At 72.2% G+C, this 22,146-nt stretch carries 21 protein-coding genes and 1 pseudogene; 12 read left to right on the top strand and 10 right to left on the bottom strand.

Annotated features, from left to right (window positions below):
* Positions 1-75: 75 nt before the first annotated feature.
* The 4 genes from ACIPAE_RS10560 to ACIPAE_RS10575 all read right to left on the bottom strand — a co-directional run bounded on the left by ACIPAE_RS10560 (position 76) and on the right by ACIPAE_RS10575 (position 4,956).
* A complete protein-coding gene (locus tag ACIPAE_RS10560; RefSeq protein WP_328466165.1) occupies positions 76-912 on the bottom strand; it encodes a carbohydrate ABC transporter permease in 837 nt (278 codons plus the stop codon).
* Complete coding sequence (locus tag ACIPAE_RS10565) at positions 909-1,796, bottom strand: carbohydrate ABC transporter permease (RefSeq protein ID WP_402444500.1); 888 nt, start codon at positions 1,794-1,796, stop codon at positions 909-911. The genes ACIPAE_RS10560 and ACIPAE_RS10565 overlap by 4 nt, the downstream gene beginning before the upstream one ends.
* Positions 1,797-1,937: 141 nt before the next feature.
* Entirely contained in the window at positions 1,938-3,323 is a 1,386-nt protein-coding gene (locus ACIPAE_RS10570; protein ID WP_329367409.1) for an extracellular solute-binding protein, read from the bottom strand.
* 418 nt (positions 3,324-3,741) lie between these two features.
* A complete protein-coding gene (locus ACIPAE_RS10575) occupies positions 3,742-4,956 on the bottom strand; it encodes an ROK family transcriptional regulator (RefSeq protein WP_329367410.1) in 1,215 nt (404 codons plus the stop codon).
* 230 nt (positions 4,957-5,186) lie between these two features.
* On the opposite strand from ACIPAE_RS10575, the gene ACIPAE_RS10580 reads away from it, so the two are divergent.
* From ACIPAE_RS10580 to ACIPAE_RS10590, 3 genes are all read left to right on the top strand, one after another.
* Complete coding sequence (locus ACIPAE_RS10580) at positions 5,187-6,287, top strand: Gfo/Idh/MocA family oxidoreductase (protein WP_329367412.1); 1,101 nt, start codon at positions 5,187-5,189, stop codon at positions 6,285-6,287.
* A 179-nt stretch (positions 6,288-6,466) separates the two neighbouring features.
* The gene (locus tag ACIPAE_RS10585; RefSeq protein ID WP_402444276.1) at positions 6,467-7,465 is read left to right on the top strand and encodes a Gfo/Idh/MocA family protein; all 999 of its coding nucleotides are present in this window, start codon (positions 6,467-6,469) and stop codon (positions 7,463-7,465) included.
* Between the two features lie 60 nt (positions 7,466-7,525).
* On the top strand, positions 7,526-8,425 hold the full coding sequence (locus ACIPAE_RS10590; protein WP_329367416.1) for an ATPase: 900 nt from the start codon (positions 7,526-7,528) through the stop codon (positions 8,423-8,425).
* A gap of 125 nt (positions 8,426-8,550) precedes the next feature.
* Here the strand turns inward: ACIPAE_RS10590 and ACIPAE_RS10595 are convergent, their stop codons facing one another.
* On the bottom strand, positions 8,551-9,075 hold the full coding sequence (locus tag ACIPAE_RS10595; protein ID WP_329367418.1) for a flavoprotein: 525 nt from the start codon (positions 9,073-9,075) through the stop codon (positions 8,551-8,553).
* Entirely contained in the window at positions 9,072-10,277 is a 1,206-nt protein-coding gene (locus ACIPAE_RS10600) for a helix-turn-helix domain-containing protein (protein ID WP_402444278.1), read from the bottom strand. The genes ACIPAE_RS10595 and ACIPAE_RS10600 overlap by 4 nt, the downstream gene beginning before the upstream one ends.
* Positions 10,278-10,927: 650 nt before the next feature.
* Between ACIPAE_RS10600 and ACIPAE_RS10605 the strand changes: the two genes are divergently transcribed.
* From ACIPAE_RS10605 to ACIPAE_RS10615, 3 genes are read left to right on the top strand one after another with little or no spacing between them, the layout of a single operon-like run.
* Positions 10,928-11,371 (top strand): DUF6907 domain-containing protein, encoded by a 444-nt coding sequence (locus tag ACIPAE_RS10605; protein WP_328466147.1) that lies wholly within the window; start codon positions 10,928-10,930, stop codon positions 11,369-11,371.
* Positions 11,368-12,279 carry a helix-turn-helix transcriptional regulator gene (locus tag ACIPAE_RS10610; RefSeq protein WP_328466145.1) on the top strand — a complete coding sequence of 304 codons (912 nt, stop codon included), beginning with the start codon at positions 11,368-11,370 and terminating at the stop codon, positions 12,277-12,279. The genes ACIPAE_RS10605 and ACIPAE_RS10610 overlap by 4 nt, the downstream gene beginning before the upstream one ends.
* A complete protein-coding gene (locus tag ACIPAE_RS10615) occupies positions 12,276-12,401 on the top strand; it encodes a hypothetical protein (RefSeq protein ID WP_328474902.1) in 126 nt (41 codons plus the stop codon). Before ACIPAE_RS10610 ends, ACIPAE_RS10615 begins: the two co-directional genes overlap by 4 nt.
* 235 nt (positions 12,402-12,636) lie before the next feature.
* Here the strand turns inward: ACIPAE_RS10615 and ACIPAE_RS10620 are convergent, their stop codons facing one another.
* Complete coding sequence (locus ACIPAE_RS10620; RefSeq protein WP_402444281.1) at positions 12,637-13,368, bottom strand: DUF4232 domain-containing protein; 732 nt, start codon at positions 13,366-13,368, stop codon at positions 12,637-12,639.
* Positions 13,369-13,557: 189 nt separating this feature from the next.
* Positions 13,558-15,072, bottom strand: coding sequence for a hypothetical protein (locus ACIPAE_RS10625; RefSeq protein ID WP_402444283.1), 1,515 nt, complete (start codon positions 15,070-15,072; stop codon positions 13,558-13,560).
* Positions 15,073-15,291: 219 nt separating this feature from the next.
* Between ACIPAE_RS10625 and ACIPAE_RS10630 the strand changes: the two genes are divergently transcribed.
* The 3 genes from ACIPAE_RS10630 (at position 15,292) to ACIPAE_RS10640 (ending at position 17,458) form a co-directional block, all read left to right on the top strand.
* Entirely contained in the window at positions 15,292-15,882 is a 591-nt protein-coding gene (locus ACIPAE_RS10630) for a snapalysin family zinc-dependent metalloprotease (protein ID WP_402444285.1), read from the top strand.
* Between the two features lie 581 nt (positions 15,883-16,463).
* A complete protein-coding gene (locus ACIPAE_RS10635; protein WP_402444287.1) occupies positions 16,464-16,739 on the top strand; it encodes a hypothetical protein in 276 nt (91 codons plus the stop codon).
* Positions 16,736-17,458 carry an alpha/beta fold hydrolase gene (locus ACIPAE_RS10640; RefSeq protein WP_402444289.1) on the top strand — a complete coding sequence of 241 codons (723 nt, stop codon included), beginning with the start codon at positions 16,736-16,738 and terminating at the stop codon, positions 17,456-17,458. The genes ACIPAE_RS10635 and ACIPAE_RS10640 overlap by 4 nt, the downstream gene beginning before the upstream one ends.
* A 29-nt stretch (positions 17,459-17,487) precedes the next feature.
* Here ACIPAE_RS10640 and ACIPAE_RS10645 read toward each other — a convergent pair whose 3' ends face one another.
* Positions 17,488-18,000, bottom strand: a complete 513-nt coding sequence (locus tag ACIPAE_RS10645; protein WP_402444291.1) for an HAD domain-containing protein — start codon at positions 17,998-18,000, stop codon at positions 17,488-17,490.
* A 126-nt stretch (positions 18,001-18,126) separates the two neighbouring features.
* On the opposite strand from ACIPAE_RS10645, the pseudogene ACIPAE_RS10650 reads away from it, so the two are divergent.
* The 3 genes and pseudogenes from ACIPAE_RS10650 to ACIPAE_RS10660 all read left to right on the top strand — a co-directional run.
* Positions 18,127-18,669 (top strand): annotated as a pseudogene (locus ACIPAE_RS10650) (SigE family RNA polymerase sigma factor); the annotation flags it as partial.
* 314 nt (positions 18,670-18,983) lie between these two features.
* Complete coding sequence (locus ACIPAE_RS10655) at positions 18,984-20,240, top strand: hypothetical protein (RefSeq protein WP_402444292.1); 1,257 nt, start codon at positions 18,984-18,986, stop codon at positions 20,238-20,240.
* An 83-nt stretch (positions 20,241-20,323) separates the two neighbouring features.
* Entirely contained in the window at positions 20,324-20,950 is a 627-nt protein-coding gene (locus ACIPAE_RS10660) for a hypothetical protein (protein ID WP_402444294.1), read from the top strand.
* A 36-nt stretch (positions 20,951-20,986) separates the two neighbouring features.
* On the opposite strand, the gene ACIPAE_RS10665 is transcribed toward ACIPAE_RS10660, so the two are convergent.
* A complete protein-coding gene (locus ACIPAE_RS10665; protein WP_329374160.1) occupies positions 20,987-22,135 on the bottom strand; it encodes a metallophosphoesterase in 1,149 nt (382 codons plus the stop codon).
* Between the last annotated feature and the right edge of the window lie 11 nt (positions 22,136-22,146).

Consider the following 22,146-nt stretch of genomic DNA (forward strand, 5'->3'; position numbering starts at 1 on the left):
GTGTGCGGACGTGCGCTGCTGTGTGCTGCTGTGTGCTGCCGCGAGGCGGTGCGGGGGTGGGTGCGGGTCGGCGCCTCACCCCTTCACGCCGGTCAGCGTGATGCCCTCGACGAAGGTGCGCTGGGCGAGGAAGAAGACGAGGACCACCGGGAGCGTGGCGAGGGTGGTGACCGCCATGATCACGCCCCAGTCGGTGGAGTGGGAGCCGTGGAAGGAGGCCAGGCCGTAGGAGACCGTCCACAGGTCCGGGTTCTCCGAGGTGTACAGCAGCGGCCCGTAGTAGTCGTTCCAGCACTGGAAGAACATGAAGATCGAGGCCGCGGCGATCCCGGGCTTCGCCATCGGCACCATGACGCGGGTCAGGATGCCCCACTCGCCGTTGCCGTCCATCCGCGCCGCGTCGATGTACTCGGTCGGGATGGACAGGAAGAACTGGCGCAGCAGGAAGATGGAGAAGGCGTTGCCGAACAGGTGCGGCAGGATCAGCGGCCACATGGTGCCCACCACCCGGAACTGCGCCCACATCACGTAGATCGGCACCTGGGTGACCTGCGGCGGCAGCAGCATCGCGATGATCACCGCGAAGAAGATCGCCCCGGCGAAGCGGATGCGCACCTTGGCCAGCACGTAGGCCATCGGCACCGACGAGATCAGCATGAAGAGCGTCGAGGCGCCCGCGTAGAGCAGGGAGTTGCCGAACCAGCGCAGCAGGGGCGCGGTGTGGAACGCGGTGGAGTAGTTGGACCACTGCCAGGGGTGGGGCCACAGCGCGCCGGTCAGGGTCTGGTGTCCGCCCATGAAGGAGGTGAGGACCACGAAGGCGACCGGGACGAGGAAGATCAGGCCGAGCGCGATGAGCAGCGCGTGCTCGGCGACGTACGCGAGTGTTCTTCTGACGGGCACGGTGCTCATACCCCCTTCCGCCGGAAGAGTCCGGCCTTGCGCAGGAGGACCGCCATCACGGCCGCCGCCACGACGAACAGCACGACGGCCATGGCGGCCGCGTAGCCGAGTTGGAAGCTGCTGAAGCCCTGCACGTACATCCACTGGGTGTAGGTGAGCAGCGAGTCGTTCGGATAGCCGAGGAGCTGGTCGGCGCCCGCGTCGATGCCGGTCTTGCCGTTGGCGACGCTGGAGGCGACGGCGGCCTCGGTGAAGTACTGGAGCGCGGCGATCACGCCGGTGACGGCCGAGAACAGCAGCACCGGGGAGATGTTGGGCAGGGTGATGTACCAGAGCTTCTGCCGGCCGCCGGCGCCGTCCAGCTCCGCCGCCTCGTACTGGTCCTTCGGTACGTCGAGCAGCGCGGCGAGGAAGATCACCATGACGTCGCCCATCATCCAGACGCCGAGCAGCAGCAGTGACGGCTTGGACAGGGACGGGTCGTTGAACCAGAGCGGTCCCTTGATCCCGAAGGTCTTCAGCAGCGTGTTCACCGGCCCGGTACCGGGGTTGAAGAGGAACACGAAGCCGACGACGGACGCGACCGGCGGCACCAGCGCCGGCACGTAGAACAGGGTGCGCCAGAAGCCGGAGGCGCGCTTGCGCCGGGTCAGCAGCAGGGCGATGCCGAGCGAGCAGACCATCCGCACCGGCACGAGGATGACCACGAACCAGAGGGTGTTGCGGGCGGCGTGCCACACCCGCGGGTCCTGGGTGAACAGGTAGGTGTAGTTGCGCAGCCCGATCCACTTGGGGGAGCTGGCCAGGTCGTAGTTGGTGAAGGACAGGTAGACGTTGGCGCAGAGCGGATAGAGGAAGAAGACCAGCAGCCCGATGGTGGCCAGCGCCATCATCGACCAGATGGCCATCCTGCCGCGCAGCGCGCGGTACCGCCGGGCGCGCGCGGCGCCGGTTCCGTACCCGCTGTCGGGGGTGCCCGCACCGGCCGGCCGCGGGTGGGCGGCGGTGCCGAGGGCTTTCACATCACTCATGGGTCACTTCGCCCGTCGCAAGCTGAGCGCGTTGTTGATGTCGCGGTCGACCTTCTTGAGGCCGCCGGTGAGGTCGCCGCCGGAGCCCTCCTGGTAGGTGGTCCAGAAGTTGTCCATCGTGGCGGTGAGGGTGGAGCCGATCTCGGTGACCGGACTGGTGGCACTGGCCGGGCTGCCGGACGCGTCGATGAACGTCTGGTACTGGACCGGGGCCTGGAGCTTCGGAGAGGCGGCGGCGCTCTTCAGGGTCGGGATGTTCTTCACGCCGTTGGCGAGCTTCACGGCCGCGTCGGTGTCGGCGGCGATGTACTTCACCAGCGCCCACGCGGCCTCCTTGTGCCGCGAGCGCTTGTCGATGCCGATGTCGGCGGCCGAGACGAAGCCGCCGCCGTACTTCTGGCCGCTGCCGTCGAGGACCGGGAACGGCGCGGTGCCGTACCGCAGCTTCTTGGCCTGGTCCTGGATGAAGGCGACCCGCCACTCGCCGTCGAGTGCCATGGCGATCCGGCCGGTCTGGAAGGCGTTGTTCGCGGACCACTCGTCGCCGAGCCCCGCGGTGAACGTCTTGAGCTTCCCGTAGCCGATCTTCTTGACGAACGCGCGCTGCCAGGCGATGAGCCGGCGCCACTGCGGCGAGGAGGCGACGGCCGAGTCGCCGTCCTTCATCCAGGTCACCCCGGCGGTGCCGCCGAAGGTGGCGGAGGTGTTCTGCTGGAACCCCACCAGCGGGTTGAAGCCGAGGGTCCTGATCGAGCCGTCGCTGTTGTACGTGGTGAGCTTCAGCGCCATGTCCTCCAACTGCTCCAGAGTGCGCGGCGGCTGGGTGTAGCCGGCCTTGGCGAGCAGCGCGGTGTTGAAGTACAGCCCGTACACGTCGGAGGTGGTCGGCAGCGAGCAGCGGCGCCCGTCGAACGCGGTGGCCTGGGCGAAGATGCCCTGGAAGTCGGCGGTGCTGACGCCGTCGCGCCGCATGTACGGCGTGAGGTCCGCCATGGTCTTGCAGGCCGTGCCGAGCGTGGCGTTGACGTTGGTGATCATCGCGTCGACGTCGCCGCCGGACGAGACCACCTGGGTGATCTTGGTGTCCTGCTGCCCGCTGTGGACGTGCACCTTGACGTCCGGGTACTTCTTCTCGAAGTCGTCCACCACGGACTGGATCACCTCGGCCTCGCGGCCCGAGTAGTGGTGCCACAGCTGCACGGTGCCGGACAGATGGGCGGGCGGGGTGGACGCGACGGGGCCGTCCCCGCCGCCGACCGCGCAGCCGGTCAGGCTGAGGGCCGCGGTGGCCGACAGCGCGGCGAGCGCGGTGCCGAGGCGTCGTGGCCGCCCTGGCCGGTGCGGCCGCGGTGGCCGCCGTACGGGGCGGGGTGATATCGCCGATTTCATCGCAGAGCCTTCCTGCCGAAGTGCGCGACGTGTCGTCGAGTGCGCTCCTCCGATACGGGCGCGGGTCACGGGCGTGGGCGCCGGACGTTGACACGGGAACGGGTCGGGCACGGGATACGGGTTGCGGGCATGGGGACAGGGACAACGGGGGTACGGGGCGGGGCCGGGCGCGGGTCCGAGCGCGGGTCCGGTGCGTCGGGGACGACGCGGCCGGGGAGGTGGACACGGACGCGGGCACGGGTGGGAACGGGGCGGCGGGGCCGGCCCGGTGACGAGTCGCGGGGTGCGGATGCCGGCGGTGTCCGGCGGTGTGGAGAGGTGGTGAGGTGGAGACGCGGAGGAGGGGCGGTGGGGCGGTGGGTGCCTTACGGGTGGTGGTGGGGCGCGGGCCGCCGGCGGATGGTTCCCGGGCCGGCGGTCAGCTGATGTCGCGGAGCTTGGCCGCGATGATCCGCGACCTGTCCTGCTCGGAGGCGGCGCCGCCCGCGCGGGCGATGAGCGCCTCGCGCAACCGCTCGCCGAGTACGGCCCGCGCGCCGCCGAGCACGGCGTCGTCCTCGACCTGGGTCACCTGTACCGCCGGGTCCCAGCGGGTGTGGTTGCGGATGGCCGTACGGGTCAGTTCGGCCAGTCGCGCGCCGCCCGACCGCCCCACCGGGCCGCCGAGCACGACGAGTTCGGGATCGAGCACCCCGAGCACCGGGATGACGCCCAGCGCCAGCCGGGGCGCGTACACCTCCAGCACCGGTCCCGGCAGCGGCGCGCCGCCGAGCACCTGCTCGAAGACGTGGTCCGAGCAGCCGGTCTCGCGGCCGACCCGGTCCAGTCCGGCGGCCCCGAGCAGGGTTTCGAGGTCCACCGCGTCGGTGTCCGGGTCGAGCACGCCGCGCGGCACCGGCAGGTTGCCGATCTCGCCGGCGCCGCCGGACGCGCCGTGCAGGACCCGGCCCGCGACGTCGACCGCGAGGCCGATGCCGTAGCCGACCCACAACAGCGCGACGGTGGCGTCCGGTTCGAAGGCGGCGGCCCGGCGTTCGGCCACCGCCGCGAGGTTCACGTCGTTGTCGACCTGCACCTCGCAGCCGAGCGCCGCCTCCAGCTGGTGCCGGATGCTCTTGCGCGACCACCCCGGCAGCGCCTGCACGGAGCTGAGTTCGTCCGAGCGGGGATCGACGCTGCTGGGTACGCCGACGCAGACGTGCCGGATGGCGGCGAGGTCGACGCCGGCCGACTCGCAGGCGCTGAGCACCGCGCCCGCCACGTCGCGGGCCGCGCTGCGGTCGGCGGACATGCCGGCGGCGGCCTCGCTGGCGACCGGATGGTCCGAGCCCTTCAGGTCGACGAGCGTCGAACGCACGCCGTCCTGGTCGACGTTGACCGCGACACCGTAGGCGAGGTCGTTCTGCACGCCGTAGAGCGCGGCGCTCGGGCCCCGGCCGATCGACTCCTCGCCGACGACCTCGATGAGGCCCTTCTCCTCCAGCCGGGCGATCATCTGGGCCGCGGTCGGCTTGGACAGTCCACTGCGCTCCCCGATGCCGTTCCGGCTGAGGGGGCCGTGGTCGAGCAGCAGGCGCATGGCCGTCGCGGCGTTCTGGTCCCCGAGCCAGGACGGGGTTCCTCTGACGGCCATGAGTGCTCTCTCTCGCCCTGCGGTGTGGTTGCCAGGAACGTATCAGAAACCTTCTTTATAGAAAGGGGTCGCGCGGCCTGTGATCGTTTCGTTATGGGAGGCGCCGATCCTTGGGTGACCAATCGTGCATTGAGGGAAATTGGGGCAATCGACACCACCCCCTGGTGCGAGCGGGGATGGCATGCCTAGTATCCGAAAACAAAGTTGTCAGTAACGGAGATGAGGGTGAGATGACGGACGTCCTGCGCGTCGGTGTCCTCGGCAGCGGCGGCATAGCCACCGCGCCGTACGGAGTACTGCCGAACCTCCACCACTACGCGGGGCGCGTCGAGGTCACGGCGATCGCCGACACCGCCCACGACCAGGCCCGCGCGGTCGCCGACCGGTTCGCGATCCCGGCCGCCTACGACTCGCTCGACGCGATGCTCGACGGTGCCGAACTCGACGCGGTCGTGAACCTCACCCCGATCCCGGTGCACGCCGAGACCTCCCGCCGCATCCTGGAGAGCGGGAAGCACCTGGCGAGCGAGAAGCCGCTCGCCGCGACCCTCGCGGAGGCCGACGAGCTGATCGAGCTGGCCCGCGCGCGCGACCGCGTCATCGTGTGCGCACCGCCCGACCTGCTCTACGAGCCGTACGAGCGCGCGGCCCGGCTGGTCGGCGAGGGCGCCCTGGGCAAGGTCGCCTTCGCCCGGGTGCGCAGCTCGCACGCCGGCCCCGGCGGCGGGCCGGACGGGTGGCCGTCCGACCCCAGCTGGTTCTACCGGGCGGGTTCGGGCCCGCTGCTCGACATGGGCGTGTACGGCATCCACGAGATCACCGGCATCCTCGGCCCGGCCCGGCGGGTCGTCGCGTTCGCCGGGATCACCGAGCCGGTCCGCACCGTGCGCGGCGGCCCGTTCCGCGGCCTGGAGATGCCGGTGACCGCGCCGGACAACTGCCTGTTCATGCTGGACTTCGGCGAATCCACGTACGCCGTGGTCGACGGCACCTTCAACGTCCACGCCGCAAAGAGCCCCAAGGTGGAGATCTTCGGCCGCCGGGGAGTGCTCAACATCCTCCGCCCGGACGGCCCCGACCTGGAGTTCTACCGGACCGACATCGCGGACGGCGTGGACGGCTGGGTGGAGCCGACGGCGCCGCTCGCCCGCAACGACCGCCGCGCCACGTACGGCAGGGCGCTGCTGGTCGGCCACCTCGCCGACGTGGTGCTCGACGGCGCCACCCCCGTCCTGACCGCGGAGCACGCCCGGCACGCGCTGGAGATCATGATCGGCGTCGAGGTGTCCGCCCGCGAGCAGCGCTTCGTGGACCTGACGACGACGTTCTGACGGCAGCACGTCCGCGGTGTCCGTCCTGACGGGGACGTGCGCTGCGGCGTGTGACCGACCCGTCCAGACGGGGACGCCCGCTATGGCGTGTGCCCGATCCGTCCTGACCGCGACGCCCGTTGACGTCCGTACGACGCTCCGCCCCCCCAACTCCCTACCGAACCAGGGGAACCAGCAGCATGACCACGCCCATCCGCATCGGCATCATCGGCTTCGACCACTGGTACGCGGGCATCCCCTTCGCCCGCAAGGTCGCCGCAGAACCGACCGTCTCCCTGCACGCCCTCGTGGACCGTGACCCGGCCCGCGTGGCCCATGTGGCCGAACTCACCGGCTGCGCCCGCACGTCGACCGACCCGGCCTTCGTCCTCGACGACCCCGACGTGGACGCGATCGCCTGCTTCACCAGCGTCGACCAGAGCCCCGAGCTGTGCGTGGCGGCGGCCCGCGCGGGCAAGCACATCGTCTCGGTGAAGCCGCTGGCCATGACGCTGCCGGAGGCGGACCGGGTGGTCGAGGCGGTCGAGGCGGCGGGCGTCGTGTTCGTGCCGAGCGAGTCGCGCCACACCTCGCCGCTGGCCAGGCGGCTGTCCGAACTCGTCGGATCGGGGCGGCTCGGGGAACTGCGTGCCGGCACCTTCGCCATGGACAGCGGCCTGCCCACCGCGTGGCCCGGCTCCACCGCCGGCCCCGGCTGGTGGGCCGACCCCGCGAGGACCGCGGGCGGCGGATGGATCGACCACGCCGTCTACCAACTGGACCGTATGCAGGCGCTGTTCGGCTCACCCGTCGCCGAGGTCCGCGGGACCGTCGCGAACATCGCGCACCCGGACCTCCCCGTGGAGGACTACGGGCACGCCGTGTTCACCCTGGACAGCGGCGCGGTGGTGACCGTGGAGGACACCTGGATCGCGCCGGCCGGCGCGTCCAGCACGCGCGCGCACCTCGTCGGATCGCGGGGCGCCGTCTTCCACGACACGGCGACGGGCACCTTCGGCTTCGCCGAGCAGGGCGGCGAGTGGACGTTCGCCAAGCTGCCCGCGGACACCTTCGACACCCTGGAGGTGCTCCTCGCGGCGGTCCGCGACGGCGTGCCGCCCCAGTCCACGGTGCGCACCGCCCGCGCCACCCTCGCCACCTGCCTCGACTTCTACGAGGCGGCGCGGCGCGGCCGTTGACGGGCGCGGCGGCGAACAGGGTCGGCGGACAACGGACGTTACGGAAAGCTCCGGGCACACGTGGAAACCAAGTACATCGTCGGCGTGGACGCGGGCGGGTCGAAGACCCGGCTGCGCTTCGCGGCAACGGACGGCGGCACCGTCAAGGACGTCACGCACCCCGCGGGCGACTGGACCAACGAGGACGCGCGCGGCAAGGCGCTGCTGATCGCGGCGCGGATCAGGGAGGTGACGGGCCTGCCCCCGGCCGCCGTGGGCATCGGGGCGCACGGCTGCGACTCGGACGCGGAGTGCGCCGAGCTGCGGGCCGCCACCGAGGCCGAACTCGGCGTGCCGGTAAGGGTGGTGAACGACGCGTTCCTGCTCGCGGAGGCCGTTCCCGACGGCGGGCCGTGCGCGGCCCTCGTCGTCGGCACCGGGTCGATCGCGGTGGCCCGGCACGCGGCCGGCGGACACTCGCTGTACGCGGGCGGCTGGGGGTGGTTGATCGGTGACCCCGGCTCGGCCTGGGGCACCGTGCGCTGCGCCGTGCGGGCGCTGTCCGAGACGGAGAACCGTACCGGCTCGACGGGCGGGGACCCGCTGCTGCCCGCGCTGCTCGCCGCGTCCGGCGCCCGCTCGCTGCGCGAGGTGGTCGGGCTGATGCAGCGAACTCCCGGGCGGCACTGGGCCGGTTGGGCACCCACGGTCTTCGACGCCGCCGAGGCCGGGTCCCCGGCGGCGCTCGCGGCCCTCCGCCAGGGCGCGGCCGATCTCGTCTCCCTGGTGGGCGACCTGCTCGCGCGGGGCGCCGACGCGCGGCGCGTGGTGGCGGGCGGCAGCGTGATCGCGGGCCGGCCGTCACTCGCGACGCGGGTGGCCTCGGGACTGCTGGCCCGGCACGGCCTGCCCCTGACGGTGTTCGCCGGGGAACCGGTGGCGGGAGCGGTGCTGCTGGCCCGCAGAACCGCCGCGCCCTGACCGACCGATCCGCCGCCCACCGGTCCGCGCCCGCCGGAAGCCCCCCGGCCGGGCCGGCCCGGTACGGCCTGGCCGGGCCCCGGTGAGCGGGCGGTCGCGACCAGGACCGCGGCCGCCCGGCGACGTCATCCGAGCGCCGCTACCGCTCGCTCCCACGGGAACGCCTTCGGGTTTCCCTGCTTCGGCGGGTGCGACTCGTACCCTTCCGAGCCGTCCAGGTACACCACACCCTGCCCGCGGAGACGGGCGATGCTCTCCGCCACCGCCGGCTGCGCGCCCTGCGCCTGGTTGAAGTACGGCATCGCGAACACCGGTACGCCCATGTGAACGCCTTCCGACGGAAGGCCGATCGCCAGGGTGTCGCTGATGCCCTGCCCCCACTTGTTCAGCGTCGTGCACGAGATCGGTGCCACCAGCATGCTGTCTGCTTTCGGCAGAGCGTCCCGCTCCCACGGCAGCTTGTACCGGCTGCGCACCGGATGCCCGGTCAGCTCGACCAGCTCCGCCATCCGCGGCTCCCACCACCGCGCGGCCGACGGAGTCAGCACCAGGCACACATCCCACCCCGCGCCCCGCGCCACCCGGACCCCCTCGTCCACGTACTGGGCGGGGCCGGCGGCACACGCGATCAGGTAGAGCACACGGGTCATGCCCGGATTCCACACCGAGCCGCGAGCCCCCGCAACTCCCCGGACGGCACGGGGCTCGCACCCACCAGATCTTCAACCAGCGCCCGTGTCGACCGACGCCCCCGGACCTCCTCCGGCGCCAGACGCTCGGCCTCCAACAGCGCTTGCGCGGCAGGTTCCTTGTGGCGTGTCAGGAGCTGAGCGTGTGCCATCGTGATGAGGTGCTGGGCGCGCCGTTCACGTGCGATGTCGGCGAGCGCCCTCGCGTCCAGGTCTTCGGCGACCTCGATTGCCGACCACCCGTCCTCGAACCGGGCGAGGACGTCGATCCGATGCATCAGCACGTTCGTCGGGCCGAACGCGGTCCAGTCCTCGTTGAGGTCTGCGCCCTGCCGGTCCGCAACCTCGGCAGCTTCGTCCACGTGTCCCGTCGCAGCACGCACCGCATCCGTGGATCGCTCTTCCGCAGCCGCGGCAATGGCGGCGTTCAGATGCAACATCCCCAACGTGGAAAGACCCGCCGGCCCCGCAGCCACCAGCTCGTCGTGCAGCGTGCGTGCCGCGTCCACCGCGAAAGCAACAGCTGCGGCGGGACGCCCCTGGTACGCGAGGGATTTGGTGACCCGCCGCGAGGCAGCGCCGATTGCGACCGGGTCCCCGGAGCACTGCGCTGCAGCGAGCGACCGGTCAGCAACGACCGCAGCCTGCACGGCGGTCGCCGGTCCGTACTTGTGGAGGAATGACGCGGCCAGTTGGAGCACACGGGAGTTCAACACGTGCATCTCTGCACCGCTCGTGCTCGTAGCGGCCTGCTGCGCGGCGACCACCAGCCCGGGTAGATCCCGGCCGAGCGACGTGTAATGGCACGCTTGGAATGCCTCGCAGCAATACGTCAACCGGCGCCGCAGCTCTCCGATCGGTGGCGGCTCAGCATCGGCGGTACCGCGGTACAGCACATCGATCACGGTGAGCGCCTCGGTGGGAGGCGAGGTGGCAGGCGGCGATGCCGCGGGCCCGTCGGTCAACAGGGTCTCCAGGGGGATGCGCAGTACCTCGGCCGCGCGCACCAGCACCGACAGGCGCGGGTCCTGTTGCCGCTGTCCCCCCTCCAGCGACTGCACCCACCGCCTCGTCTGGCCCATGAGCCGCCCGAAGTCGTCCTGGGTGAAAGCCCTGCGCTCCCGCCAGTAGGCGATGCGTCGGCCGATGCGAGCAGTCTCCATGCAGACCCTCCGGAACAAGGCACACACACTGTGTGCCCCTTCTCGTTGTACCGCGCCCTACCGTGCATTTGCTGTCGAGCAGCGCAGGACAAACCTGGAGGAGTGGCAATGGACAGATCCGCATCCAGTCACCCGGCGCCACCCGCCTGGGACCTGACAGATGCACAGGCAGCATGCCTGCAGGTCAGGGACGCACTTCGGAGCCTCGGCGCGCAGCCTGATCTTGTGCGTGGCGTTGTCCCGCGCAGCGATCTCGGTGACCGCGGGTACGTCCACGTGCCTTCGTTGCCCGTCGAACTGGCTCTCCATGTCGCGGCCGTGCTGATGTCCGCTGTTCGCGGGCAATACGGTGCCCGGCGGTGAGCGCGTGGTGTACGCCTGGCCGGCACAGCGTGTCGGACCGTGACGCGCAGCAGATCCGCACGGACACGCTGCCGGACGGCACGGAATTACCGGTGTATGCCTGCCGGGCCGATGTGCAGCGACTCGGCCTGGTGCCGCGGTTGCCGTCGGGCGCCAGGTTCGTCGGCAGCCCGGATGCACCGCCGATTCCACCGACCCGTCACGAACAGGAACCCCACACCATGAAAGCGGTCCCCGAGCCCTCCGCCTTACCCGCCTCCACACACTTGCAGAAGGCACGGCGGTGGGTGATCACCACGACCACCGGTGAGACGGCCACCGGCCACCTCCCCTCTTGGGCTGAAGTCGACCCCAGCGAACAGGAGGTGCCCCCAGAGGAGTTGGCCGTACGCCTGGCCGACATCAACCACTCCCTCAAGCTCCCCGGGCAGGTCCTGCGCGCGTACTCGCCGGCCAACCCCACCGGGCGCCCGACGCCGGTGGAGGTTCTGCACGGCAGTATCGACTGCACCCCGTACGCGACGGCCCCCGAACTCACCACTCCGGTGGTCAACCTTCTCCTGGCCGGCGAGCACTGGCTCACCGACCTCGGCCCCACGGACCTGACCCAGCTCGCGGGCGGACTGCGCGCGCTGGCCGCCCGCCTCGAAGACGACGTCGTCCCCGCCCTGATCGAGGCCCGCACGGAGTGGACCACTTACCACCCCCACACCGCAGGCGTCCGCCAGTGAAGGCGCCCGCGACCAAGCCGAGCGAGCCCACGGCGCCGATGCAGACGTTCCTCAGCGGCGAGGTGACCGCTCGCGCCCTGTACGCCCACCACCTCGCCGAACTGCGCAGGAAGGCCGGACTCACCCTCGTCGAACTGTCCGACCGATGCCACTACGAGCAGTCGTACCTGCACCGGTTGGAGACTGGAGGCCGACTCGGCACCCTGGAGGTCGCCACCGCCCTGGACCGCATTTACGCCACCGACGGCCTCCTGGTCCAGCTATGGCATCTGGCCAAACGCGAAGGCAGTCAACTCACAGCCGGCGGCATCGCCGCACTGGAAACCACTGCGGCCGGCATCCAGGAATACGCCCTCAGCACCGTGCCCGACCTCCTCCAGACCCCCGCCTACGCCGAGGAGCGGCTCACCACCACCGGCCCCCGACCGCCCAATGCCCTGACCGCGCAGATCGAAGCACTCCGACGACGGCAAACCCGCCTGACCAACCACCACACACCCCCCACCCACTACCGCGCCATCCTCGATGAGGTCGTCCTCCACCGCGCCGCCCGCAGCCCCGCCACCTGGCTCGACCAGCTCGACCACCTGATCGACGCCGCCCACCACCCCGCCATCGCCGTACAGATCCTGCCCCTGCACACCGGTCCCCACCTCCTGCACGGCCCGCTCCAGGTCCTCACCTATCGCGACGGCCGCACCCTCGCCTACGCCCACAGCACCACCAGCGGCCACTTCATCGATGACCCAGACGACATCCAGCAACTCCGCCACACCTACGACGCCCTCCGCGACCTCGCCCTCACCCCCACCCAATCCCTCTCCCATCTCCAAGCCCTGCGCACCGCCTATGACCCGAACGACCGCGCGAGGAGCGACACCGATGTGAATGCGGGGGATGTCCCGTGATCCGCCGCTGGAAGATCGCCCTCATCGCCGGCTGGACCGGAATCGTGCTGATCGCACTCCTGGCCCTGGGCTGCGGCCTCGCGATCGGCCTGGTTATCGCCAGCGAGCCCCCTGTTCCGTAGCGCGATGGGCACCCCAAGGCACCCGAGCCGCACCGAAGCCGTTCGCTCCGCCTTCCACGACGCAGCGGGCAAGAAGCAGACGACCGGTCTCGGTCAGTGGTGCATTACGGTGTGGCGTGTGGGTCTTTCGGGCCGGTGGGACGTCGCAATCCACACCGAACCCGGCGGGCCCACACTTGTTCAAGATCCCCACACAGTGATCATGGCCACTGTCCACAACCCCCGGACAGAACACCTAGCCGATCGGGCCGACGTACGTGCCGGGGTGCGTGGCGCCGTCCTGGAGGAGGACCGGGCCCCACGGCCACGCGAGGGTCACGCTGGTGGTCTCGTTGGGGGGCGTGACGGTCACCGACTTCGGGGTCCACTTGCCCTTGAGCTCGGGGAGGAAGGTGATCTGGAAGTCGGTGTTGTCGCCGGGGGCGAGCGTGATCGCGCTGTAGTGCTTGCTCTGGCGGGACAGCGACCAGTGCGTGGAGCCGCCGTTGAGGTCCAGGCCAGGGAAGCCGCCGACCTGGCAGGCGTGGCTGCTGCGGTTGTGCACCGATATCCCGGCGGTCTGCTGGGCGTCCGAGGTCGTGTCGGGCGCCGCGTCCCCGCCCGTCTCGAACGAGAGCGTCAGGTCCGAGGTGTGGCACCGGGGTGTCCCCGACGACTTGCCGGCGGGCGCGCCCGCGGGCGCCGTGGTGGCCGTCCCCGGTGCCGTGGTGGCTGCCGCCGGGTCCTGGGTGGCACCGCTGCCGTCGTTGCCGGAAGGCGAGAGGGTGGTTCCGTCGTCGGGTGCGCCCTGCTGGCTCGCGGAGTTCGACGCCGAGGCGTTCGACGTTCCGTCGGACGACCCGCACGCGGAGAGCGTGAGGGCGCAGGCCGCGGCGAGGACGGCGGCGGCGACGGCGGAACGTCGGGGGCTGATCGGCATGGGGACCTCAAGTCGCTTGCGCTGCTGGGTGTATCGGGCAAGCACCATCCTTCCGGCGGAGTTTCACCGAACGGTGACAGGAACTTCCCGGCCAGGCGACAGGTTCCCCGGCGGTCGGGGCCGCCCTGCCCTGCGCCTGACCGGTGAGAACGTGGGCGGGGCACGGCGTGGACGGCCGTGCCCCGCCGGCGCGAACCGCATGCGCGCCGCGCCCGCGGCCGGTCGCCGCGGCGAACGTCAGCTCACCGTGTACGCGTTGACGACGGTGGTGGTCGTCGAATCGCCGTGGCTGTCGTCCACCGTCGAACGCAGCGAGACCGTACCGGACTTGGGGTCGTGGACGGTCGTGGTCCATGTGCCGCCCGGGTGCTTGACGGTCTGTGCGTGCCAGGTCCTGCCGCCGTCGAAGGAGGCCCAGACCCGTACCTTCTTCGCCGTATCGGAGAGTTGGCGCACCTCGGGGTCGGCCGACCTGTTCCGCAGCATCCCCAGGTCGACGGTGGTGGTGGCGCCCGGCCGGGCCCGGTCGGACGAGTCGAGGGCCACCGGCGTGAACCGGGTCAGATAGCCCCGCACCTGCTCGGTCGCCTTGGGGTCGGCGTAGAAGTGCATGCTCACCGTCGCCTTGCTGGACGAGGCGTCGGCCGCGAGCTTGTGGAGGGGGTGCCGGGTGGCCGACTCGGTCAGCGTGTACCAGCCGGCGCCCTTGATCACCGGCTGGTGCGACTTCGTGGACAGGGACTTGCCGGCCTTGGTGAGCTTGTAGGTCGTCGTGGCCGTGCCGGGGGTCCCGAGCACCGGGTCCGTGAACATCCCGATGTCCCCGAAGTACAGCCGGTGTCCGGAGCCCCACGTGTACGGCAGGCCGCCGCTCGGGCCCCACACCGCGCGGTTGAGCGTGATGCCGTAGCTCTTGCCGGCGCTGTACTGGTGCGTCGGGCCGTAGACGAAGTCGTCGGCGGTCTCGGAGACCTGCCAGGACCCGCCGGTCAGGTGCGCGGTGAAGCCGTACGGCAGCGTGGCGGTGGCGTCCACCCGCGCGGAGGACGCCTGGCAGGTGTCGCTGCTGTTCCGGGTGATCTCGACGTTCGAGCGGCCGGTCTCCGGGCCGCGGCGGGCGGTCACCTTGAGCGAGGCCAGCGAGGACTGGTGGAAGGTGGTGGAAAGCCCGCTCGGCAGGCCCTTCTTGTGCACACCCGCGCCCACGTAGACGGGACTGCGGCCGTCGCCGCTCTCGGGCGTCCAGGTCGAGCCGTAGGCCAACTCGACCGTGGACAGCGACGACGGGATCACGAACAGGGTGCCCGTGCCCGCCCAGGCACCGACGTCGCCGGAGCCTTCCGTGGTGCACAGGTCGACGGTGAACAGCTGGTCGTAGCCGCTGGGCGCGGCCGGGCTCAGCGCGGCCTTCACGGCGTGGCCCTGCCGGGCGTCGATGGTCGTCTTCGAACCGCCCGACACCGTCACCCGCTTGGCGCCGAGCGTGTCGGTGCCGTCCCGGGTGTTGAAGACGTCCACGATCACGTCGTAACTGCCCTTGGGCAGCTTCGCCGCCTTGCCGCTGGTCAGGTAGTACAGGTCGTGGGTCTTGACGTTGACCGCCTGCGGGCGGCTGGACACGGACCTGCCGTCCCGGCCGATGGTGCTGACGGTCAGTGAACTGCTCGCCGCGGCGGACGCGGAGCCGGCGTTCATCAGGAGGAGCGGCGTCAGCACGGCAGCGGTGCCGGCGAACGCGGTGATGCGTCGCATTTCAAGAACCCCCCAGTCATTGAAGAAAAGCAGGTGAATCTAGCACGGGCGCGGAGCCTGCCCCGGCGCCGGGGAGGCGCGGTGCCGTGGGCCGCCGACCCGCCCGGATCGGGCGGGGGTTCGGGAACTGCCGGGTGCCGGGTACTTGTGGAGGTTGTCGTGCTCATGATGCTCTGGTGACTTCTGGTGCAACTGATGCCAAGGAGGCGCACGAGTCTCATGATCAAGCGAACAGTCGCCATGGCGGCGCTCATCCCGGCCATGTTGGGCACGACGTGCGGGGTCGCCTCGGCGCACTCCGCGCCGAAGGCGACCACGGCGGTGGTCACGCTGACATACGACGCCAGCCAGGCGGGGCAGTGGGCGAGCGCGATCACGCAGGGCGTGCAGAACTGGAACGACGCGGTGCACAACGTGCGGCTGGTGCCGGCGAGTTCGCCCGGCTCGGCCGACTACGTCTACGTGGCGACGGACGGCTGGCCCGAGACCACGCTGGGGCCGATCTTCCCGGGCGGCAGCGGTGAGGTGGAGCTGGGCCAGGAAGCGGTGGACGAGGGCTACGACGTGACCCGGATCGCGGCGCACGAGACCGGCCACATCCTCGGACTGCTCGACGACTACAGCGGCCCCTGCTCGGAGCTCATGTCCGGTCACGGCCCCGGCACTTCGTGCACCGACGCCACGCCGGACGCGGCCGAGGCGGCACAGGTCGACCAGAACTACGCCGACGGCGCGGCGGCGGCGCGCCCGCACCACCGGCAGGTCGTGGTCGACGTCTGGTCGGCGCCCGCGCTCGCGGGCGCACGCTGACCGTTCGCCACACCGTCCTACGGTCGAAGGGTCCCGCCGCGGTGGGCGGGGCCCTTCGCACGTGCTGTCCTCAGGGGAGTTGGCCGGGGAGGGCGTGAACTCGACCGTTCTGCACGGCTCTTGTGGCCCGTGGCGCACCCTCGGAGGTCCGCTCCGCCCGGCTACGGTCGCCCGGCGCAGGTCCTCAAGTGGCCTGACACGGGGACGCGTTGGCACCCCGGCACGGTGCAGAATCGGCCATCCCGGCATCCCGCGCGGGAGGGGACCCGAAGCACCGGGCGAACCCCTCCGCGACCAGCGGACGTTGGCGAATCCGGCCCGGGAAACGTCCGCCCGAAGGACCCGCCGCCCGGGTGTCCGCGGCGCGCCCGCGTGCGCCGGAGCCGTCGCGGAGGGCGCGGCCCAAGGGCTGGGACGCATAGCTCCGTTCCCACGCCTTCCGTAGACTGCCCGTGTCCCGGGCCGCCTCGCCGAAGCGCCCGGCGCGGACCACGGTCACCAGGCTTGCTGCCAGGCGCCGTTGCGGAATCCCCGATCAGCCCGACGCGTTCGATGCGAGCCCGATGAGGAAAGGCCCCGCCATGAACGTGGAGCCCGGCGCGACCACCCGGCGAGCCGCCGCACCGGCGGAGGTGGCGGAGGGCGCCGATCGAGAGAGAGTGCCGGGGCGCGTGCCGGCCGGCGCGGTGGTCTTCTCGCCGGCCTTCCCGGTCACCGGCTGGGCCCTGGAGGGCGTGGGCCTGTGGACGGTGACCACCGTGCGCGCCGTAGTGGCCGTACCGGCCGCGGTGATCGCGGGTGTCGCGGCGGTCGTGGCGCTGGTGTGCGGCGCCGTCACCCAGCGGGCCGGCCGATGAGCGAAGAACCCGGGCTGCTCATGACCCTGGGCCGGCGCAGCGGTCCACTGGACACCGTGCTGATCCACCCCGCGGGCGGCGGGCTCGGCCAGTACGTCGGCCTCACGCTCCAACTGGCCCGGCACGGCACGGTCTACGGCATCCGCGCCGCGGGCCTGCTGCCCGGCGAGCGCCCGGAGCGGAGCGTCCCACGGATGGCGGCCGCCTACCGGGAACTCCTCGACGCGCTGCCCCGACCGCCCGCCCTGCTCGCCGGCTGGTCGCTGGGCGGCATCCTCGCCTGGGAGCTGGCCGCCCAGGCCGCTGCCGCGGGGAACGCCGGGGATACTCCGCCGCCCGCCGTGGTCATGATCGACAGCCACCCCGAACTGGAACCGGACAACGCGCTGCTTCGCTCCCATCCGCTCGACAGCATCGAACACTCCGCCGGCGGGCTGTCCTCGGGCTTCGAGCCGGCGCTGCTGCGCTCCACCGCCGCTGCCCATCTCACCGCCGCACGAGCCCATCGCGTCCGACAGCCCGGCGACACCCCCACACTCCTGCTCGCCTGCGCGAGCCCCGACCGCGAGGCGCAGATCGCCCGCTGGCGCTCGCTCGCCACCCGCCTCACCGTCCGGGACCTGGACTGCGGCCACTTCGACGTCTTCACCCCACCCCACCACAGACAACTGCTGGGCCACATCAAGGAGTTCGTCGACGGTCTCGCCGTGACGGCCTGAACGCCCCCCGGCGCCCCGCGGGCCTGACGTCAACGCGCCGCGCGCAGCCACGCGTCAACGGTGGCGAGGTCGGCGGCGGTGAGGCCGTGGCGGGGGTCGACCCGGTGCAGGAGGGCCGGGGCGGGGTGGTGCGCCCGCACCCAGGCGCGGTCGGCCTCGGTGATCTCGTCGTCGAGCCAGGCGAACGGCCGGCCGGCCGCCCAGTCCCGCAGGGGGCGGGTCTTCCAGTGCAGACCATGGAGTTCGCCCCGTTCGGAGGGCTCCGGCCAGGCGACCACGGGAAGTCGCGGCAGACCCAGGAGCGGCGCGAGGCACTCGTTGGCCTCGTCCTCCCACGTGGTGGCCCACACCAGGTCGCACGGCAGCGCCGACAGCCGGGGCCCGAGTCCGGGATCGACCCTGGCGAGCAGCGGATGCGAGCCGCTGTCCTGCGCGGTGTATGTGGGATAGCCGTTCGGGTACTCCTCCCGGGTCGCCCCGAAGGGAATGAGCGGTCCGTCGACGTCCAGGAAGAGCAGGGGCCGTGCCGATGAACCGATCACGGCCGCAGGATAACGGGCGTACCGCGTGCGGTTCGGCGGGTGCACAGGGGAGGCATAGCCGGAGGCACCCGCGCGCGTCAGTAGCGGCAGGAGGGGGCAATCGGCCGCCGGAGAGCGAAGGTGACCATGGATGCGGAAGACCAGGACAGTTTCCAGGAGTTCGTGGCGAACCGATCCACCGCGCTGCTGAGAACCGCCGTGCTGCTCAGCGGGGGCGACCGGCACGCGGCCGAGGACCTGCTGCAGAACGCGCTGGTCAAAGTGGCCAACCGGTGGCGCCGGATCGACGAGCCGGAGGCGTACGTCCGGCAGGTCCTGTACCGGCAGCAGATCAGCCGGTGGCGGCTCAAGGGGCGCCGCAAGGAGGTGTCCGTCGCCGAGCCGCCGGACGGCGCGGCCGGGGGCGACGGCACCGGCGCCGCCGACCTGCGCCTGCTGATGCGCGGCGCCCTTGCCCGGCTGACCACCCGTCAGCGCACCGTTCTCGTGCTGCGCTACTTCGAGGACCTGCCCGAGGCCGAGGTCGCCCGCGCGCTCGGCTGCTCGGTCGGCACGGTGCGCTCCACCACCCACCGCTCGCTCGCCCGGCTGCGCGCGCTGGCACCCGAACTCGGTGACCTCGACGGGTCCGCGGAACCGCGGCCGCCGCGGAGCGCCGCCCCGCGCGAGCCCGGCCACGGGCAGGCGCCGTACAGCGGCCCGGTCAGCGGCTCGGCCGGCGCTCCCGCGCCGTCCGACGGGTCCGACGAGTCCGAAGGGTCCACCGGCACGGAGGCCGCGCGGGCGACGGACGCGAAGGACACCGCAGGCCCGGCGAGCGCGGCGGACGCCGGGGACGCCGTGTCCCGCACCGCACCACCCGATCCGGCGCGGTCCCGGCGCCCCGCAGGTCGGGGCAGGCCCGCCGCTCCCACCCGCCTGCCCGACGATCCCCGGGGCGCCGCCCGCCCGGCGTCCCCCGGCACCCCTCTGGAGGTACGACCGTGACCTTCGACGAACTCGTCCGCGACACGCTCCGCGAGCAAGCGGAGTCCGTCCGGCCCGCGCCCGCCGACCTGGCCGGTCGGGTCCTCGCACGGCGCGCCCGGCACAGGACGCGCGGCCTCACGGCGGCGACCGTCGTGACCGTGGTCGCCGTCGCCGCCGCGGTGGCCACGCCCACCATGCTGGACTCGGGCCACGGGCCGGACCGGCACGCCCGGCACGACGGTTCGGCGGACATCCCCGCCGTCACCGGCGTCGAGAGCCATCCGTCGCAGTCCCCGCCCCGCGACCGTATCTCCGCGGGGGACCAGGTACTGGCCGCCTACTACTCCACCCGCGACGTCCGCCAGCCCGACCACGACGTGGTCCAGACCCGCACCTACAGCCTGCTCGACCCGGACACCGGCCGCTACGCGACGGACACGCGCTGGTCCGACGTGGTCGTCGCCCCCGGTCTGCGTACCGCGGCCGTGCTGGAACAGGCGCTCCCGGCCCGCCGGGTGGGCATCCTCGACCTCGGCACGGGCCGGGTGACCCACTGGATTCCCGTGCCGCAGGGCGCGGCCGCCCTGGACCTCTCGCCGGACGGCAGCAAGCTGGTGGTCACCACCTACGACCAGAACCCGAACCGCCTCTTCTGGGCCAAGCGGATGTCCGTCACCGACGCGAAGGGGACGTCGTACCAGCCGCAGCCGGAGTACTCCCGTACCGGTTTCTCCGTCATCGACCTGCCGTCCGGGGCGGCGCGGTGGCACGCGCTGGCGCCCGACACGTCGATGCCCCAGGGCCTCCCCGTCGGTTCCGGTGCCGCCTTGCAGTTCAACGACGACGGGACGCTCCTGACCGAGCTGCGGATGGCCGAGCCCCACCTCGTCTTCCTCAGCCTCGACGGGACCACGGTGCCCGCACCGGCGAAGGAGAAGCACGAGGACCCCGAACTCGCCCCGGCCGGGCTCTCACCCGACGGCAAACTGATGGCGGGGGACTTCGCCGGCGAGGGGTCGAAGACCGCCACCGAACTGCTCGACCCGGTCACGGGCAAGCGGGCCGCGCTGCTGCGCGGGCAGAAGCTGCTGGCCTGGGTCGACGACCGCCACCTCATCGCCTGGGACATCGCGCCCGGCGGCAACGAGTTCGGCACCCGCCTGGTGATGGTCACGGTCGGGAGCAGCAAAGAGGTCCCGCTCTCCGGAGCGCGGCACACGAAGCAGGAGGAGTCGCCGGCGCGCTGGGAAGCCGTCTTCGCCCATCGCTGACCCCGCGCGGTGCGGCTCCCGCTCTGGGAGGATGCGGTGCGGCGCACCGGGGGAACGGGGGAACGGGGCAACGGGGGAATCGCATGGGACTCGACTACAGCTACGAGATCTTCGTCCCCGCCCGGAACGTCGCCAGGACGCTGGCCGCGCTCGCGGAACTGGCGCCACGAACCGGCAGGGTGCCGCCACTTGAGGTCACCCTGCCGGGCGGCGTGCCGCTCGTCGTCCCGTTCACCTCGAACTTCGCGAGCGAGCCGGTCGACTGCTCGGCGGGCGGCACGCTGGACCTCGACACCACGATCATGTTCGGCGTCGACGACGCGGTGCGCGCGTACGTGGAGGGCGGTGGCCGCGCACCGGGACCCGGACCCGGACCCGGACCCGGACCCGACGGGCTCGGGAGGGCCGGGATCGGGTACATCTACCTCACGGTCCGGTTCGCGTCCGCGCCGCACCCTCGCTACGCGGCGCTGGAGTTCACCGCGGCCACGTCGCGGATGAGCGTGATGTTCGAGCGGTCCGCGAGCGTCAGAACGGTGTTCACCGGCCTGGCCGCCGCCGGCGGCGGCGCGTGCTGCGTACTCGACACCGAGAGCGACGCCCTCCAGGTCTGCTGGCTGAACGGCCGCACCCTCCGGGAGACGGTGCCCGGCCCCCGCTTCCCGAGCCTGGACGACCTCGCGGCGACCTGGCCCGACCAGGACCCGTGAGGCCGGCCGGCCCGGCTCGTCCGCCTGCCCGGCCGGTCAGCCGGCGTCGCCGGCCGGCCGCAGGGTGAGCAACGTGATCTCGCTCGGTGCGAAGACCCGGAAGGGCGGGCCCCAGAAGCCGCTGCCCCGGCTGGTGTAGAGCTGCGTCCGCTCGCCGTGCCGGCTCAGGCCGTGCACCACCGGCTGGTCGATCCGGACCAGGAAGTTGAACGGCCAGATCTGCCCGCCGTGGGTGTGTCCCGACACCTGCAGGTCGATGCCCGCGGCGGCGGCCTGCTCCACGTACTTGGGCTGGTGGGCGACGAGCAGGACCGGCCGGTCCGGGTCCGCTCCGGCCAGCGCGCCGGCCAGGTTCGCGCGGTGCCCGGCCAGGCCGGATGACTCCGCGGTCACGTCGTCCACGCCCGCGAGCACCAGGTGGTCCCCGCCGCGCTCCACCACGACATGGCGGTTGTGCAGCGGCTCCCAGCCGAGTTCCGCCATCCGGTCCAGCCAGCCCTGGGCCTCCCCGAAGTACTCGTGGTTCCCCGTGACGTAGACCTTCGCCAGCCGGGCGCGGATCGTGCCGAGCGGCGCGGACTGCTCCCGGCGCTGGACGGGGGTGCCGTCGGCGATGTCGCCGGCGTGGACCACGACGTCGGCGTCGAGCGCGTTGGCCGCCTCGGCGACCCGGGCCGACCAGCCGGCCCGGTCGATCGGCCCGTAGTGGGTGTCGGCCAGCACCACGACCCGGGTCCCGTCCAGGCCGTCGCCGAGCCGCGGGACCCGCACGTCCAGCCGCTTCACCCGGGGTACGCGCATGGCCTCGTAATGCCCCCAGGCCAGCAGGACGGCGGAGACCGCGGCGACGGCCACGGCGACGACCCTGGCCCGGTCGGCGCCGCCGGTGCCGAGCCCCATCAGCACGAGGTGCACCAGACCGCCCAGCACCGACCAGGTGAACAGCACCCAGACCACACCGAGGGTGCTGTCCGCGACCCGGGCCGCCCGGTCGGCCCGCCGGCGCCCGTGGCCCGCGACCATCAGGAAGGGGAACGCGACCAGCCCGCACGCGAAGACGACCGTGCCGGCCACGAAGACCGGGACCGGCCAGCCGGCGCCGGAGCCGAACAGCGTCCACCAGGGCAGGACGAACAGCAGCGCGAGGACGAGGAACACCACGCTCCCGCCCAGCCGCCGGCGCAGGGACCGCCGCG

The sequence above is a fragment of the Streptomyces sp. NPDC087270 genome, assembly GCF_044744625.1.
GTDB lineage: Bacteria > Actinomycetota > Actinomycetes > Streptomycetales > Streptomycetaceae > Actinacidiphila.